General features: G+C 64.6%; 14 protein-coding genes. 8 read left to right on the plus strand and 6 right to left on the minus strand.

The window, feature by feature from the left end:
- Positions 1-133: 133 nt before the first annotated feature.
- The 3 genes from ACNJYA_RS05845 (at position 134) to ACNJYA_RS05855 (ending at position 3,113) form a co-directional block, all read left to right on the plus strand.
- Positions 134-454: an endonuclease domain-containing protein gene (locus ACNJYA_RS05845; protein ID WP_439402215.1), complete on the plus strand. Its 321-nt coding sequence runs from the start codon at positions 134-136 to the stop codon at positions 452-454.
- Between the two features lie 337 nt (positions 455-791).
- Positions 792-2,297, plus strand: coding sequence for a glycerol kinase GlpK (glpK, locus tag ACNJYA_RS05850; protein WP_439402216.1), 1,506 nt, complete (start codon positions 792-794; stop codon positions 2,295-2,297).
- A 222-nt stretch (positions 2,298-2,519) separates the two neighbouring features.
- Positions 2,520-3,113 (plus strand): GNAT family N-acetyltransferase, encoded by a 594-nt coding sequence (locus ACNJYA_RS05855; protein ID WP_439402217.1) that lies wholly within the window; start codon positions 2,520-2,522, stop codon positions 3,111-3,113.
- A 221-nt stretch (positions 3,114-3,334) separates the two neighbouring features.
- Here ACNJYA_RS05855 and ACNJYA_RS05860 read toward each other — a convergent pair whose 3' ends face one another.
- Both ACNJYA_RS05860 and ACNJYA_RS05865 read right to left on the minus strand, forming a co-directional pair.
- Entirely contained in the window at positions 3,335-3,769 is a 435-nt protein-coding gene (locus tag ACNJYA_RS05860) for a DUF6636 domain-containing protein (RefSeq protein ID WP_439365664.1), read from the minus strand.
- Between the two features lie 11 nt (positions 3,770-3,780).
- Positions 3,781-4,764, minus strand: a complete 984-nt coding sequence (locus tag ACNJYA_RS05865) for a threonine/serine dehydratase (protein WP_439402218.1) — start codon at positions 4,762-4,764, stop codon at positions 3,781-3,783.
- Between the two features lie 27 nt (positions 4,765-4,791).
- On the opposite strand from ACNJYA_RS05865, the gene ACNJYA_RS05870 reads away from it, so the two are divergent.
- Both ACNJYA_RS05870 and ACNJYA_RS05875 read left to right on the plus strand, forming a co-directional pair.
- Complete coding sequence (locus ACNJYA_RS05870) at positions 4,792-5,094, plus strand: ArsR/SmtB family transcription factor (RefSeq protein ID WP_439402219.1); 303 nt, start codon at positions 4,792-4,794, stop codon at positions 5,092-5,094.
- 129 nt (positions 5,095-5,223) lie between these two features.
- A complete protein-coding gene (locus ACNJYA_RS05875; RefSeq protein ID WP_439402220.1) occupies positions 5,224-5,853 on the plus strand; it encodes a glutathione S-transferase family protein in 630 nt (209 codons plus the stop codon).
- A gap of 290 nt (positions 5,854-6,143) precedes the next feature.
- Here ACNJYA_RS05875 and metH read toward each other — a convergent pair whose 3' ends face one another.
- Together metH and metF are read right to left on the minus strand one after the other, a co-directional pair.
- Positions 6,144-9,986, minus strand: a complete 3,843-nt coding sequence (gene metH, locus ACNJYA_RS05880; RefSeq protein WP_439365666.1) for a methionine synthase — start codon at positions 9,984-9,986, stop codon at positions 6,144-6,146.
- 6 nt (positions 9,987-9,992) lie between these two features.
- Positions 9,993-10,913 carry a methylenetetrahydrofolate reductase [NAD(P)H] gene (metF, locus tag ACNJYA_RS05885; protein WP_439365667.1) on the minus strand — a complete coding sequence of 307 codons (921 nt, stop codon included), beginning with the start codon at positions 10,911-10,913 and terminating at the stop codon, positions 9,993-9,995.
- A gap of 373 nt (positions 10,914-11,286) precedes the next feature.
- On the opposite strand from metF, the gene ACNJYA_RS05890 reads away from it, so the two are divergent.
- A complete protein-coding gene (locus ACNJYA_RS05890) occupies positions 11,287-12,306 on the plus strand; it encodes an LLM class flavin-dependent oxidoreductase (protein ID WP_260382030.1) in 1,020 nt (339 codons plus the stop codon).
- A 154-nt stretch (positions 12,307-12,460) separates the two neighbouring features.
- On the opposite strand, the gene ACNJYA_RS05895 is transcribed toward ACNJYA_RS05890, so the two are convergent.
- Entirely contained in the window at positions 12,461-13,318 is an 858-nt protein-coding gene (locus ACNJYA_RS05895) for a prephenate dehydratase (protein ID WP_212254156.1), read from the minus strand.
- A 21-nt stretch (positions 13,319-13,339) separates the two neighbouring features.
- Positions 13,340-14,080 carry a 3-deoxy-manno-octulosonate cytidylyltransferase gene (locus ACNJYA_RS05900; protein ID WP_172784929.1) on the minus strand — a complete coding sequence of 247 codons (741 nt, stop codon included), beginning with the start codon at positions 14,078-14,080 and terminating at the stop codon, positions 13,340-13,342.
- A gap of 233 nt (positions 14,081-14,313) precedes the next feature.
- Between ACNJYA_RS05900 and ACNJYA_RS05905 the strand changes: the two genes are divergently transcribed.
- Positions 14,314-14,868, plus strand: a complete 555-nt coding sequence (locus ACNJYA_RS05905) for a c-type cytochrome (RefSeq protein WP_439365668.1) — start codon at positions 14,314-14,316, stop codon at positions 14,866-14,868.
- 209 nt (positions 14,869-15,077) lie between these two features.
- Positions 15,078-16,994, plus strand: a complete 1,917-nt coding sequence (locus tag ACNJYA_RS05910; protein ID WP_439365669.1) for an extracellular solute-binding protein — start codon at positions 15,078-15,080, stop codon at positions 16,992-16,994.
- The last annotated feature ends 14 nt before the right edge of the window (positions 16,995-17,008 follow it).

A 17,008-nucleotide genomic window follows, 5' to 3' on the forward strand; every position in this document is an offset into this window, starting at 1 on the left:
GGAGGGTCGTCCCAAGTTGCGCAGAGCGCAACTTGGGACGGGGTGGGGTGAAGCCAAGGCAATGGTCTCAACATCAATCCGACGTAACGCCGCGAAAAAGCTGAGGGCGAATACAACCCCACATGAGCGCATCTTGTGGCGTGCCCTCAAAGAATTACCGATGGATGGCTCACACTTCCGCCGGCAAGCGCCGATCGGTCCATACATCGTGGACTTCTTCTGCCCTGCCAGGTGCCTGATCATCGAGCTCGACGGCGGCCACCACAATGAAGACGGTGTGGCCGCCCGCGATCTCGACCGCCAACGCTGGCTCGAACACGAAGGCTACCGCATCATCCGGTTCTGGAATTTGGAGATCACGACCGATCTGACCGCGGTGATGGAGCGCATCTATGTCGAGCTGTACGGATCGAGCGACGCAGAGACGACACTCTTAAAGCACCGCCGAACCTAGCGGCTCGCGCGACCCTTCTGTTACCCTCCCCTGGAGGGGGAGGGTCGGTTCGCATGCAGCGAAGCGGAATGCGAACCGGGGTGGGTGACAGACCATCCGCGAGCGCAGTGCTCCTGAATGAACGGAAAAGCCTTCGGCGGAACAAATGTGAGACCGCCTTTGTGGCTTCACCCCACCCCGCTCGCGCTGCGCGCGAGCGACCCTCCCCCTCCAGGGGAGGGTAAGTAAGCGTGGCACCCGACGCGTCCAATCTTGACCTTCTGCCTCCAATCCGCTCCCTTTGGCCCAACACAACGACCCTCCGGGAAACGCCAAGAACACATCAAGGTAAGCCGCCATGTCTTTCGTCCTCGCCATCGACCAGGGCACCACCTCTTCGCGCGCGATCGTGTTTCGCGGCGATATTTCCATCGCCGCGAAGGCGCAAGCCGAATTCCCGCAGCATTTTCCGGCCTCCGGCTGGGTCGAGCACGAGCCGGAGGACATCTGGACCTCGACCGTGATGGTCTGCCGCGAGGCGATCGAGCACGCCGGCATCACCGCAAAGGACATCGCCGCGATCGGCATCACCAACCAGCGCGAGACCACCGTGGTGTGGGACCGCGCCACCGGCCAGGCCGTGCACCGCGCCATCGTCTGGCAGGACCGGCGCACCGCCGACATCTGCGCGAAACTGAAAGCCGACGGCCGCGAGGGCGTGATCTCGCAGAAGACCGGCCTGATCATCGACCCCTATTTCTCCGGAACGAAAGTCGCCTGGATCCTCGATCACGTCCCCGGCGCCCGGGCGCGCGCCGCGCGCGGCGAATTGATGTTCGGCACCATCGATTGCTATCTGCTCTGGCGCCTCACCGGCGGCAAGGTGCACGCCACCGACGCCACCAACGCCTCGCGCACGCTGCTGTTCAACATCCACACCGGCCAGTGGGACGACGAGCTGCTGGAAATCATCGGCGTGCCGCGATCGATGCTGCCCGAGGTGAAGGACTCCTCCGCCCGCTTCGGCGAGAGCACGCCGGACCTGTTCGGCGGCGCCATCGCGATCTCCGGCATCGCCGGCGACCAGCAGGCCGCCACCATCGGCCAGGCTTGCTTCCGCCCGGGCATGATGAAGTCCACCTACGGCACCGGCTGTTTTGCCTTGCTCAACACCGGCACGACTCCTGTCGTGTCGAAGAACAAGCTGCTCACCACCGTTGCCTATCAGCTCGATGGCAAGCGCACCTACGCGCTCGAAGGCTCGATCTTCGTCGCAGGCTCCGCGGTGCAATGGCTGCGCGACGGCCTCGGCATCATCAAGCACGCCGCCGAGACCGGTCCTCTTGCCGATCAGTCGGATTCGATGCAGAGCGTCTATCTCGTCCCCGCCTTCGTCGGCATGGGCGCGCCCTACTGGAATCCGCGCGTCCGCGGCGCGCTGTTCGGCCTCACCCGCAACACCGGCCCCGCCGAGCTCGCCCATGCCGCGCTGGAAAGCGTCTGCTACCAGACCTTCGACCTCTGGGCCGCGATGCGCGCGGACTGGCCGAGCTCGGAAACCGCCAGCGTCGTGCTCCGCGTCGACGGCGGCATGACCGCCTCCGACTGGACCATGCAGCGCCTCGCCGATCTCCTGGATGCACCGGTCGATCGCCCCGTGATCCAGGAGACCACGGCGTTAGGGGCCGCCTATCTCGCCGGCCTCAATGCGGGCGTCTATCCCGAGCCGACCAAGTTCGCCGACAATTGGCGCCTCGAGCACCGCTTCAAGCCGAACATGAGCCAGGCCACGCGCGAGCGGAAGCTCGCCGGCTGGGCAAGGGCCGTGAAGGGCGTGCTGGCGAGCGACGAGGGGGAGGGGTAGGCGTAGGCGTAGGTAGGCACAGCGTCGCAGCTCGATGCCGCGAGGCGCGCTCAACTGCCTCCACGTCGTCATTGCGAGGAGCTCTTGCGACGAAGCAATCCAGACTGCCTCTGCGGAAAGATCCTGGATTGCTTCGCTGCGCTCGCAATGACGGAGTGTGGCGCTGCTGTGGTGGCTCAAACGGCGCCGCCCGCTCGCCCATAACGAAAGAAGCAACGAAGCATGATCGTCCCCGACGGCTATTCCGACGTCCCGAACGGCAAGATCGCCGCCGTCGTCACCCATCTGGAGATGACCGCGCCTCCCGCGCGCCGCGACGATCCCCCGGGAAACTGGTCCCTGCGCAAGGTCGATGCGCCCGCGCTTGCCTGGTATCGCGACATCTTCCGTCGCGTCGGCGAGAACTGGCTGTGGCTGGCGCGGTCGCATCTGACCGACACCGAGCTCGCCGCAATCATCCACGCGCCTGGCGTCGAGGTCTATGCCCTCGTCGAGGACGGGCGCGAGGAAGGCTTTCTGGAGCTGGATTTCCGCGAACCCGGGCAGTGCGAGGTGGTCTATTTCGGCGTCACCGCCGGCCTGATCGGAACGGGTGCCTCCCGCTTCCTGATGAACCGCGCGCTGGAGATCGCATGGTCACGCGACCTCCGCCGCCTCTGGCTGCACACCTGCACTTTCGATCATCCCGGGGCGGTGGCCTACTATCAGCGCTTCGGCTTCCGCCCCTTTCGCCGCCAGATCGAAATCGACGACGACCCGCGCCTCGACGGCAGGTCGCCGCGCGATGCGGCGCCGCATGTGCCGATCATCGAGTAGTGTGCGGCTGCCTCCTCACCGTCATTGCGAGGAGCCCTTGCGACGAAGCAATCCAGAATGTCTGCACGAAGAGTTTCTGGATTGCTTCGCTGCCTCGCAATGACGAAGTGCTGCGCTGACGTCAATGTTCTGATTAGCACATCAAAGGGCGGCGGCGCCGTACTGGATGGCGCACAGCAAAGTCCGGGACCTGCTTTTCCGCATGCAATGGGCCTACGATCTCAAAACACCTCCTGCTTCCCCCGAGCCAGCGAAAACCCCCGCTGCATCGCATTGAAGCATGTCGGCCCCGTCTGCTCCGACCGGCACGTAAATCCGCCGCGCTGCCAGATCTCGCCATAAGCCAGCACCGGCAGCGAGGGATCCATCACGGTGTCGCCGGCGCAGATGCGGCTTGCGGCGCCCTTCGCGCTCATCTCGAAGGCGTGGCCCCAGTCGAGCTCGCAATCGGCGGGCCGGCGCGGGCGCGCGTCCATGTTCATGATGTCGCAGCGGAGCACGCCTTGACCGTTGTCGGTGAAGAACTGGCAGGCGATGTTCTTCGACGGCGTCAAGAAACCGATCGGGCGGTCGTCGATCGGGCGGTCCTGGGCGTGGGCGGCGCCGATCATCGGCAGCAGGATCGCTATCAGGATCAGTCCGCGCGGTGCCGTCATGTCATTCCCGCTCAGCTATCGAAATTCACCGCATTGGTGTTGGCACCGCAGACCAGAATCGCGACGCGCTCGGCGGGTGAGGGACGATAGCGGCCGGAGAGCACCGCGGCAAAGGCGGCGGCGCCGCCAGGCTCGGCTACGAGGCGCAAGTGCGACCACAGCGCGGCCTGGGCCTGCCGGATTGCATCGTCGCTGACCAGGACGACACGCTCGACATGGGCGCGCGCGATTGGAAACATCAGCTCGCCGACGCGCCGCGGCGCAAGGCTGTCGGCGGCGATGCCGCCGGCCGGCGCATCGACCGGTGCGCCCGCCTCGAACGCGGCGTGCAGGGTTGGCGATTGCTCCGGCTCGACCGCGACGATGCGTGTCCTGCCGGCGTACCACGCCGCAATGCCGCCGATCAGTCCGCCGCCGCCGACCGCCACCAGCAGCGTGTCGATGCCGGGCGCATCCTGCTCCAATTCCAGTCCGACGCTGCCCTGGCCGAGCAGGGTTTCGGCCTGATCGTAGGCATGGACGGCCAGCGCGCCGGTCTGCGCGACATGCGCCTCGCTCGCGGCGAGCGCATCGGCGTAGCGGCTGCCCGCGATCACGAGCTTTGCGCCATAAGCCCTGATCCGCTCGGCCTTGGCCGGCGAGGTGATGTCGGGCACGAAGATCGTGGCGGGAATGCCGAGCCGCTGCGCCGCATAGGCGACGGCCGCGCCGTGATTGCCGCCGGATGCGGCGACGACACCGGCCTGCGGCACCTGCCGCAGCAACAGATTGGCGAAGGCGCCGCGCGCCTTGAACGATCCGGAATGCTGCAGCATCTCGAGCTTGAAGGTGACGGGCGCTGCCGGCAGGCCGAAATCGGCGAGATCGGCCTGAACAAGCGGCGTGCGCCTGATATGCGGACGGATGACCGGCTCGGTCGCCGCAATCCGCTCCCGATTGATGTCCATTGTCGCTGTCATGATACCGTCCAGGATAGCCCAAGGGAGCGTTGACATCAATTAGGTAATTAGCAAAATGGCTAAATGAAATTTGCCGTCACCTTGCGCGCGCTCGCCAACGAACGCCGCCTGCAGATCCTGGAATGGCTGCGGGATCCGCGGCGGCATTTTCGCGAGCAGGAAGATGGCGACCTGGTCGAGGACGGCGTCTGCGGATTGCTGATCGCCGAAAAGCTCGGGGTCAGCGCGCCGACATTGAGCGAGCACATGCGGGTGCTGACGGCAGCCAAGCTGGTGCGCGCCAAGCGCATCAAGCAATGGACGATGTACAAGCGCAACGAGACGGCCATCGCCGCGATCAAGCGCTCGATCCAGGACGGCCTTTGAGCGCAAGGCCGCCCGCGGACCTCGTTGCAGCCGGCGCAATGCTCCCTTTCCGAGATTTTTGTTGCGTCGCGCCGAGCCCGTCGTGGAGACTGATCGGCCGTTGTTCAATGATTGAGAAGAGCGAGAACCATGTTCCTGATCGGCCAATATGATTCCCCCTTCGTCCGCCGCGTCGCGATTGCGCTCCGGCTCTACGGGCTCGCCTTCGAGCACAAGCCATGGTCGACCTTCGGCGATGCCGACAAGATCGCGCCCTACAATCCGCTCCGCCGCGTGCCGACCCTGGTGCTCGACGGCGGCGAGGCGCTGATCGAGAGCATGATCATCCTGGATTATCTCGACGACCTCGTCGGGCCCGAGAAGGCCATGCTGCCGCGCGGCGGCACCGAGCGGCGCAAGCATTTGCGCATCTGCGCGCTCGCCTCCGGCCTCGGCGACAAGGCGGTCAGCCTGCTCTACGAGCGCGTGCTGCGGAAGGAGCAGCTCGCGCTGTGGGTCGAGCGCTGCCAGGCGCAGATCGCGGACGTGCTGGAGGTGCTCGAGGCCGAGCGCGCCAGGGTGACGACGCCGTACTGGCTGGGGACGCGCATCGGCCACGCCGACATCGCGGTGGCCTGCGTCGTCCGCTTTACCCGCGAAGCGCATCCACAGCTGTTCGATGCGTCGCGCTATCCGGCGCTCGCGGCGCATAGCGCGCGTTGCGAGGCACTGGCCCCGTTCCAGGAGATCGTGCAGCCGCTGTCCCCGCCGAAGGGATGAGGTGCGCTCTGTCATTCCGGGGCGCGCGAAGCGCGAACCCGGAATCCATCGTGCAGCGGATGATGTGGAGCAATGGATTCCGGGCTCGCGCCAAGAGGCGCGCCCCGGAATGACGGCGCTGGCGCTGGCGAGAGTGTCGGACCGCTACAGCAGCCCGATGATGCCATAATACCCCTGTTTTGCCCGACGCCGCAACGGGATTTCGGCAAGGCCGAAAATCCTCAAGCCTTTTCAACCCCATCGCTACTGTGCATGGGGTTGTTTTCTCTACTTTGTTTTGGACGCCCCGCTTACCCCGCGCCGGCGCGCTTTTTCTGCCAGACGAGGTGCACCGCGCAGGTGCAGCCCGGCGGATGCGAGGCGAGATCTTTCGGCATCTCGTCGTTCGCCGGCGTGGCGGCGAAGGCCTTGTCCTGCGACGGGATGTAGTTCAGCACCGGCGCGAGCCAGCGCTCGGCTTCCGCTACCGTCATGCCCTTGCGCGCCGCGTAGTCCTCGACCTGGTCGCGCTCGATCTTGCCGACGCCGAAATAGTAGCTCTCGGGGCTCGCAAAATAGAGCCCCGACACGCTACTGCCCGGCCACATCGCAAAGCTCTCGGTCAGCTTCACGCCGGCGGTCGCCTCCGCATCGAGCAGCTCGAACAGTATCGCCTTCTCGGTGTGATCGGGCTGCGCGGGATAGCCGGGCGCGGGGCGGATGCCCTGGTATTTCTCCAGGATCAGCTCATCGTTGGAGAGCGCCTCGTCAGGTGCATAGGCCCAGAACTCGCGGCGCACGCGGGCATGCATGCGTTCGGCAAAGGCCTCGGCGAGGCGGTCGGCCAGCGCCTTGCACAGGATCGAGGAGTAGTCGTCGTTGGCCATCTTGAAGCGGTCGGCAACGGCGTCCTCGCCGATCCCAGCGGTGACGACGAAGCCGCCGATGTAATCGGGCACGCCGGCCGGGGCGATGAAGTCGGACAGCGCCGCGTTGAAGCGGCCCTCGCGCTTCTCCAACTGCTGGCGCAGCGTGTGCAGCGTCGCGATGCTCTTGGTCCGGCTTTCGTCGGCATAGAGCACGATGTCATCGCCTTGCGCATTCGCCGGCCAGAAGCCGATCGTCGCGCGCGCCCGGAACCACTTTTCCTTGACGATGGTGTCGAGCATCTTGCGCGCATCGTCATAGAGCGAGCGCGCGACCTCGCCGACCTTGGCGTCGTCGAGGATGGCGGGGAAACGTCCCGCGAGCTCCCAGGTCTGGAAGAACGGCGTCCAGTCGATATAGGGCACGAGCTCGGCGAGGTCGTATGCGTCGAAGCTTTTGGTGCCCAAGAAGGTCGGCTTCACCGGCTTGTTCGCGGCAAAGTCGACCGGCACGCGGTTGGCGCGGGCATCAGCGAGCTTCAGCCGCTTCTTGTCGGCCTGCGCGCGCAGATGCGCCTCCGAGATCTTTGCGTATTCGGCGCGCACCTCGGCGGCATAGGCCTCGCGCTTCTCCGGCGAGAGCAGCGCGGAAGCGACGCCGACGGCGCGGCTGGCGTCGTTGACGTGAACGACGGGGCCGGCGCGATAGCTCGGGTCGATTTTCACGGCGGTATGCACGCGGCTGGTGGTGGCGCCGCCGATCAAGAGCGGCAGCCTCAAGCCTTCACGCTGCAATTCGCCGGCGAAGAACGCCATCTCGTCGAGCGAGGGCGTGATCAGGCCGGAGAGCCCGACGATATCGGCCTTCTCCGCCTTCACGGTCTCGACGATCTTCGCCGCCGGCACCATCACGCCGAGGTCGATGACCTCGAAATTGTTGCACTGGAGCACGATGCCGACGATGTTCTTGCCGATGTCGTGGACGTCGCCCTTCACCGTCGCGAGCACGATCTTGCCGGCGGACGAGGAGCCCTCGGTGCCGATGCCGCTCGCAAGGTTGCGCGCCTTCTCCTCCTCCATGAACGGCATGAGGTAGGCAACGGCCTGCTTCATGACACGCGCGGACTTCACCACCTGCGGCAGGAACATCTTGCCGTCGCCGAAGAGGTCGCCGACCACGTTCATGCCGGCCATCAGCGGGCCTTCGATGACATCGAGTGGCCGCGAGGACTTCTTGCGGGCTTCCTCGGTGTCCTGCTCGATGAACTCGGTGTTGCCATGCACCAGCGAATGCGACAGCCGCTTCTCCACCGGCCATTCGCGCCAGGCGAGATCGGCTTCCTTGCTTTCCGTCTTCTTGCCGCGGAATTTATCGGCGAGCGCCAGCAGGCGTTCGCTCGCGCCGGGGTCGCGATTGAGGACGACGTCCTCGCAGGTCTGGCGCAGCTCCGGATCGATGTCGTCATAGACGATCATCTGACCGGCATTGACGATGCCCATGTCCATGCCGGCCTTGATGGCGTGATACAGGAACACCGAGTGCATGGCTTCGCGCACCGGCTCGTTGCCGCGGAACGAGAACGACAGATTGGAGACGCCGCCCGAGACATGCGCGCCCGGCAGGTTCTGGCGGATCCAGCGCGTCGCCTCAATGAAGTCGACGCCGTAATTGTTGTGCTCCTCGATGCCGGTCGCGATCGCGAAGATGTTCGGATCGAAGATGATGTCCTCGGGCGGGAAGCCGACCTTGTTCACCAGGATGTCGTAGGCGCGCTTGCAGATCTCGGTCTTGCGCGCGAACGTATCGGCCTGGCCGACCTCGTCGAACGCCATGACGACGACGGCCGCGCCATGACGGCGGGCGATCTTCGCCTCGTGAATGAACTTCTCCTCGCCTTCCTTCATCGAGATCGAGTTCACGACCGGCTTGCCCTGCACGCATTTCAGGCCGGCCTCGATCACCGAGAATTTCGAGGAGTCCACCATCACGGGCACGCGGGCGATGTCGGGCTCGGCGGCGACGAGGTTGAGGAACGTCACCATCGCCGCTTCTGAATCGAGCAGGCCCTCGTCCATGTTGACGTCGATAATTTGCGCGCCGTTTTCGACCTGGTCGCGCGCGACCTGGAGCGCGGCGGTGTAATCGCCGGCGGTGATCAGCTTGCGGAAGCGGGCCGAGCCGGTGACGTTGGTGCGCTCGCCGACATTGACGAAGGGGATCGCGTCCGTCAGCACGAAAGGCTCGAGGCCGGAGAGCCGCAGGCGCGGTGCGATCTCGGGCACGATGCGCGGCTTGTGCGGGGCGACGGCGGCCGCGATCGCGGCGATATGGTCCGGCGTCGTGCCGCAGCAGCCACCGACGATGTTGACGAGGCCGTCGCGTGCGAACTCGCCGACGAGGCGCGCCATGTAGTCGGGCGTTTCGTCATACTGGCCGAACTCGTTCGGCAGGCCTGCATTGGGATAGGCGCACACGAGCGTGTCGGCGACGCGGCCGATGTCGGCGATATGCGCGCGCAGATCTTCGGCGCCGAGCGCACAGTTGAAGCCGATGGTCACAGGCTTTGCATGCCGCACCGAATTCCAGAACGCTTCCGGCATCTGCCCCGACAGCAGGCGGCCGGACTTGTCGGTAATGGTGCCTGACACCATCACGGGCATGTCGATGCCGCGCTCTTCGGTGATCTCCGCGATCGCATAGAGCGCCGCCTTGGCGTTGAGCGTGTCGAAGATGGTCTCGACCAGCAAGAGATCGACGCCGCCGTCGATCAGGCCGCGGATCTGCTCGCCATAGGACTTGCGCAGATCGTCGAAGGTGACGGCGCGATAGCCGGGATTGGAAACATCGGGCGAGATCGAGGCCGTGCGGTTGGTCGGTCCGATGGCACCGGCGACGAAGCGCGGCTTGCCGTCCTCGGCCGCGACGCGGCGGGCGGCATTGCCGGCTAGGCGGGCGCCCTCGCGCGCCATCTCGTAGACGATGTCGGTGAGGTCGTAATCGGCCTGCGCGATCGAGGTCGTCGAGAAGGTGTTGGTCGCGACGATGTCGGCGCCGGCGCGCAAGTAGGCCGCGTGGATGTCCTCGATCGCCTGCGGCTGCGTCAGGATCAACAGGTCGTTGTTGCCGCGCAGGTCGCGATGGAAGTTCTTGAAGCGTTCGCCGCGGAAGGCTTTCTCGTCGAGCTGCAGGTTCTGGATCATCGTGCCCATGGCGCCGTCGAGCACGAGGATGCGCTCGCGCGCGGCGGCAAGGAGAGCAGTTCGCTTCGGAGAGACGGTCACGGTCATTTTCTCTTATGCCGCCTTCTGCGCGCTCTTGGCGCGAATGCCGAGCAAATGGCTGATCGCGAACACGAGATCGGCGCGGTTCATGGTGTAGAAATGGAAGGTGTCGACGCCGTGCTTGGCGAGCTTCTGCACCTGGCCGGCGGCGACGGTCGCCGCCACCAGCTTGCGCGTTTCGGCATCGTCATCGAGGCCCTCGAATTTCGCGGCGAGCCAGTCGGGCACGGAGGTGCCGTTCCGGGTGACGAAATTGCGCGCCTGCTTGAAATTGTGCATGGGCATGATGCCGGGCACGATCGGGATATCGATGCCGCGCGCACGCACGCGGTCGAGATAGCGGAAGTAGAGGTCGTTGTCGAAGAACACCTGGGTGATCGCGCGCGTCGCACCCGCATCGACCTTGGCCTTGAGCGTGTCGATATCGGCATCGAAGTCGCGCGATTCAGGGTGCTTCTCGGGATAGGCCGAGACCGAGACCTCGATATCGCCGTGCCGCTTCTTGATCCCGGCGACGAGCCCGGCCGAGCTCTGATAACCCTCGGGATGGCTCGAATAGGGCGTGCCGATGCCGCCGACGGGATCGCCGCGCAAGGCCACGATGTGGCGGACGCCGACCTCGTGATAGCGGTCGACGATCTCGTCGATCTCGCTGCGCGAAGCGCCGACGCAGGTCAGATGCGCCGCCGGCAGCAGTGCGGTCTCTTGCAGGATGCGCGCGATGGTCGAATGCGTGCGCTCGCGGGTCGAGCCGCCGGCGCCATAGGTCACCGAGACGAATTTCGGCTCGAGTGGGGCGAGCCGGTTGATCGTCTCCCAGAGATTGCGCTCCATCTCTTCCGTCTTGGGCGGAAAGAACTCGAAGGAGATCGCAGGCCGTTTCAGGTGCCCATCTTGCCGGTCGGCTGTCGCAGGCGTCGTCAGGTCAGTCATGGCGCCACTCACTCCAATGTAGGCCGGCGATCGGATCTAGCTTCGGAGACCTAAAATACGGCAAAGGCCCCCGGGTCGACAGCCCATCATTGATGGGAAGTTGCCCATTTAGGCGCCAATGTGCAGTTTCTTCGTTTGAATCGCGCGTCTGGTGGGAAAGAGGGCGGCCGGCATAATATACTGATTTTAAAAGAATTATTGTTCTTTGGCTTCGTTTCGCGGGCCTGATTTCGTGGTGGGCAGGATAAAACCGTCTACAAACGAGCAGCAATTGGCCCAACCTGAGCCGCTGACGGGCCCGCCCGTCCGTACACGTCAGGCCTGCGCAGCCTGCCCATTGCCGCCGCGACGGCCTCCATTAGGTTAAGCCGCCATGATCCCGCTCTCCGTCCTCGACCTCTCCGTCGTCACAACAGGCACCAAGCCCGCCGCGGCGCTACGCAACAGCATCGATCTGGCGCGTCACGTGGATGGCCTCGGCTATGTCCGCTACTGGCTCGCCGAGCATCACAACCTCGCCTCTGTCGCGAGCCCGGCGCCCGATGTCATGATCGGGCAGATCGCGGCGGTGACGAAGCATCTCCGCGTCGGCTCCGGCGGCGTGATGCTGCCCAACCACGCGCCGCTCGTCGTCGCCGAGCGCTTCAAGATGCTGGAGGCGCTGTTTCCCGGCCGGATCGATCTCGGTCTCGGCCGCGCGCCGGGCACCGACGGCGCCACGGCCTACGCGCTCAGAAGCCGGCTCGACCGTCGCGAGGGCGACGATTTCCTGGAGCGCCTGCACGAATTGATCCTGTGGGAGACGCGCGAATTCCCCGCAGGGCACCCATACAACAACGTCGTCGCCATGCCCGACGACACCAGGCTACCGCCGATCTGGCTGCTTGGCTCCAGCGATTATTCCTCGGAATTGGCCGCCCAGGTCGGCATGGGCTTCGCCTTCGCCCATCATTTCGCATCCCACGACGCGATCGATGCGATGGTGCATTACCGCAATCGATTTCAGCCCTCGGCGTGGCGCGCGAGCCCGCACGCCATTCTCGCGGTTGCCGTCATTGCGGCCGATACCGACGAGGAGGCCGAAAGGCTCGCCTCGTCCTTCGACCTCAACCGCCTTCGCCGCGACCGTGGTCAATATCTGCCGCTGCCGAGCGTCGAGGAGGCCATGGCCTATCCGTATACGGATGCCGAGCGCACCTCGATTCTGCGCAACCGGTCGCGCCTGTTCGTCGGCAGCCCCGCGACGGTGCAGAAGAAGCTGCAGCCCTTGATCTACGCGAGCAAACCGGACGAGCTGATGGTGATCACGGCGGTGTATGACCACGAGGCCCGAAAGAAGTCGTATTCGTTGCTGGCGGAGGCGTTCGGGCTGGCGAAAAGAGAAAGCGCGTAAACCCGCTCTCGTGCCCCGGACGCAGCGCAGCGCTTCCCCGGCGATGCGAAGCATCGTCCGGTGCAGCGGTGCGCTGCAGAGCCGGGGCCCATCTCGCGACTGGGTATCCTGTCCCTGGATCCCGGCTCGCGCTTCGCGCGTCCGGGACACGCCATCAATCCTGCGCTTCGCTGAATGTCGCGCGGAACGGATGGCCCGGATACACCCCGACGATGCGGAACTCGCGCGAGAAGAATTTCAGCTCCTCGATGGCGAAGGCGAGGCCCTTATCATCGGGGTGGCCGTCGACATCGGCATAAAACTGCGTGGCGAAGAAATTGCCGTCCACCATGTAGCTCTCGAGCTTGGTCATGTTGACGCCGTTGGTGGCGAAGCCGCCGAGCGCCTTGTAGAGCGCCGCCGGCAAATTGCGCACGCGGAAAACAAAAGTCGTGACGAGCGGCGCGGTGCCTTGGGGCGCCCATTTCGGTTCGCGCGCCAGCACCACGAAGCGCGTGGTGTTGTGGGCCTCGTCCTCGATGTCCTCGGCGAGGATGTCTAGGCCGTAGATCTTTGCCGCCAGGCGCGAGGCGATCGCGGCCACCGTCTTGTCCTTGCGCTCCGAGATGTCGCGGGCGCTGCCGGCGGTGTCGGCGTGCACGATCGGCTTGATGCCGAGCTTGCGGATGATGCGCCGGCACTGGCCGAGCGCGTGCACGTGGCTCTCGACGCTCTTGATGTCCTCGAGCTTGGTCCCCTTCACCGCCATCAGCTGATGCCGCACCGGCAGAAACCATTCGCCGACGATGAAGAGGCCGGACGCCGGCAGCAAATGATGGATGTCGGCGACGCGGCCGGCGACCGAATTCTCGATCGGGATCATGCCGAGATCGGCCTCGCCCGACGAGATCGCCGACAGCGCGTCTTCAAACGTGGCGCAGGGCATCGGCTCGGCGTCGGGATAGGCCTCGACGATGGCGATGTGGGAATTGGCTCCGGGTTCGCCCTGAAATGCGATCTTCATCTTGCTCATGCTCGGCCTTGTAGCAGCGGCTCAGGATTTGGAAAGGATGCTGCGCGCGGTTTCGAGATCGGGCGGCGTGTCGACGCCGCGAGGCACGCTATCGACGATCATGATGTCGATCCGCATGCCGGCCTCCACCGCCCGGAGCTGCTCCAGGCTCTCCTGACGTTCCAGGGGCGACGGCGGCAGCGATACGAACCGCTCCAGCGCCGCGCGGCGATAGGCATAAAGCCCGATGTGATGGTATCGCGGTCCGTTGCCGTAAGGGGCTGTGGCCCGGGTGAAATAAAGTGCCCGCAACCGCTTCGGCCCGATCGGCGAACCGATCGCCTTCACCACGCTCGGCGCGAGGTCCTCCTCCTCGGTGTGGATCTGCGAGGCCAATGTGACGATGTCGACCGCGGGATCGTCGAAGGGGGGCAGCACCTCGCGGATGGTCTGCGGCGTGATGGTCGGGAAATCGCCCTGGAGATTGATCACGATCTCGGCCTTGCCCTCGGGATCGAGCTTCTGCATGGCTTCGTGGATGCGGTCGGAGCCGGAGGGGTGGTCGGCGCGGGTCATCACTGCCTCACCGCCATGGGCGGTCACGACCGAGGCGATTTCGTCGGTGTCGGTCGCGACCGCAACCCGGCCGATTGCAGCGGCCTCTGCGCGGCGCAGCACATGCACGATCATCGGCAGTCCCGCGATATCGGCGAGCGGCTTGCCGGGCAGGCGGGTGGCCGCCATGCGGGCCGGGATCAGAACCAGGATGCGGGGGTCGATCATTGGGTTCAAAGGTCTGGGGTCAAGAGCCTGAAAACGGAGCGTTTTCCGCACCGGGAAATGGGATGGGGACGGGCCTGAAGCCGGCTCGCTTATACGGGTTGCCAGACCCCGGGCAAACCGATATCTCAATGGCAAAACTCGGGGAAACAATAAGGAACGTTTGATTCTCCCGAGGCTCGTCCTGGCGGCCGCTTGGGCCGCTGTTTCCTTCTTGCGGTGGGGCCTGGCCGGAAATGGACTCTTTCGAACTCAATAAGATTCTCGGTGCCGTGCTCGGCACCTGTCTCTTCCTGCTGGTGACGAGCTTCACCGCGAGTGCACTGTTCTCCCCCAAGATGCCGGAAAAGCCGGGCTTCGAGATCGCGGTGAAGGAAGACGCTGGCCATGGCAAGGAAGGTGGCGCCGCCGCAGCCTCCTCCGAGCCGATCGAAAAGCTGCTCCAGACTGCCTCCATCGAGAAGGGCGCTGCCGCCGCCAAGAAGTGCGGCGCCTGTCACACCTTCGAGAAGGGTGGCCCCAATCGCGTCGGTCCGAACCTCTATGGCGTGGTCGGCGAGAAGCGGGGTGAGGGCCGTGGCGGCTTCAACTTCTCGGCTGCCATGAAGGCAAAGGGCGGCACCTGGACCTTCGACGACCTCAACAAGTTCATTGCCAACCCGAAGGGCTTCATCCCGGGCACTGCCATGGGCTTCGCCGGCATTCCGAAGGATTCCGAGCGCGCCGACGTCATTGCCTATCTGAACTCGCTGTCGGAGCATCCGCAGCCGCTGCCGACCGCGTCTAAGTAAGGCTTCCAGAGCATTCTTCGGAATGCGGCCAGGCTGAAAAGCCTGGCCGTTTTCTTATCCGGGCCTCGCAACGACGTTATCGGGGCGTTTGGCCGCATCCGTTAGGCCGGCCGGACTTCCAAGATGAGGAAAAAGCAACATATTCCGTCGAAACCTCGCCTATATTGGGAACTTAAAGGAGTAGCCTCCTTCAAGACAGGGATGTTGATTTGGCCATTACCCGACGCGATCTCCTGCTCACCGGCACTGCTGCGGCAGCGCTTCCAGCCCTTGGTTCCGTCGCGGGCGTTCCCGTCGCCGGCACGGCACAGGCGCAATCGGCAAGCGAGCTGCCTTCTAATGGGTTGCCTTGGCGCCACGCGCTGTCCCTGTTCGGAAAGGTCAAGTATCCCGCCGACTTCAAGCGCTTCGACTACGTCAATCCGGACGCGCCCAAAGGCGGCGTGGCGCGCCAGATCGCCGTCGGCACGTTCGACAATTTCAACATCGTCGTCTCGGGCGTGAAGGGCCAGGTCGCCGGCGCTGTCGCATTCATCTACGAATCGCTCCTGACGCAGTCTCTTGACGAGGTCTCGACCGAATACGGCGCGCTGGCCGAAGCGGTCAGCCATCCCGACGATTTTTCCTTCGTCAGCTATCGCCTGCGGCCGCAAGCCAAATGGCACGACGGCAAGCCCGTCACGCCGGAGGACGTGATCTTCTCGCTCGATTCCTTCAAGAAGCACCATCCGATGTACTCGGCCTATTACAGCCATGTGGTGAAGGCCGAGAAGGTCGGCGAGCGCGAGGTGAAGTTCGTGTTCGACGCGCCCGGCAATCGCGAACTGCCGCAGATCGTCGGGCAGCTCATCGTGCTGCCGAAGCATTGGTGGGAGGGGACCGATGCGCAGGGCCGCAAGCGCGATGTGTCCACCACCACGCTCGAAGTGCCGCTCGGGTCCGGTCCCTACAAGATCAAGGATTTCGTTGCAGGACGGTCGATCGCGCTGGAGCGCGTCAAGGACTATTGGGGTCGCGATCTTCCCATAAATGTGGGCCGCAACAATTTCGACGAGCTGCGCTACGAATATTTTCGCGACGGCACCGTTGCGATCGAGGCCTTCAAGGCCGACCAGGTGGATTGGCGTACCGAGAACAGCGCGAAGAGCTGGGCGACCGCCTACGATTTCCCGGCCGTGACCGAAAAGCGGGTAATCCTCGAGGAGTTCGCCAATCGCAGCTCGGGCGTGATGCAGGCCTTCGTGCCGAACCTGCGCCGCGCCAAGTTCAGCGATCCGCGTGTTCGTCGTGCGCTCAACTACGCGTTCGACTTCGAGGAGATGAACAAGCAGATCTTCTTCGGTCAGTACAAGCGCATCAGCAGCTATTTCGACGGCATCGACGAGCTGATGGCAACCGGATTGCCGCAGGGAAAAGAGCTGGAGATCCTCGAGACGATTCGCGCCGAGGTGCCGCCCGAAGTCTTCACGACGGCCTATACCAATCCGGTAGGAGGCAACCCGGAAGCGGTGCGTGACAATCTGCGTGAGGCGCTGCGCCTGTTCAAGGAGGCCGGCTACGAGGTGCGCGACCGCAAGCTGATCGACGTCAAGACCGGCGCCCAGTTCTCGCTGGAACTGCTCAACTCGGATCCCAGCTTCGAACGAATTACGCTGTTCTACAAGCCGTCGCTGGAGCGGCTCGGCATTGCCGTGAGCGTGCGGACGGTCGATCCGACTCAATATGAGAACAGGACGCGCGAGTGGGACTTCGACATCGTCACGAACTCGTGGGGCGAATCGCAATCGCCGGGCAACGAGCAGCGCGAGTTCTGGTCGTCCAAGTCGGCCGACATCGCCGGCTCGCGCAACATCGCCGGCATCAAGAATCCGGCCGTCGACAAGCTGATCGAGCGGGTGATCTACGCCACTGATCGCGACGATCTCGTCGCGGCCACCAAGGCACTCGACCGCGTGCTGTTGTGGAATCACTACGTCGTTCCGCAATGGACCTACAACAAGGTCCGCACCGCACGCTGGGATCGCTTTGGCCGGCCGGCGGAACTGCCCAAATACGGTCAGTCGGGCTTCCCGTTCATCTGGTGGTACGACGCAGACAAGGCGGCGCGGATCGCAAAGAAGTCGTGAAGGACAATTCCCGC

The sequence above is a fragment of the Bradyrhizobium sp. BLXBL-01 genome (assembly GCF_051853025.1).
GTDB lineage: Bacteria > Pseudomonadota > Alphaproteobacteria > Rhizobiales > Xanthobacteraceae > Bradyrhizobium.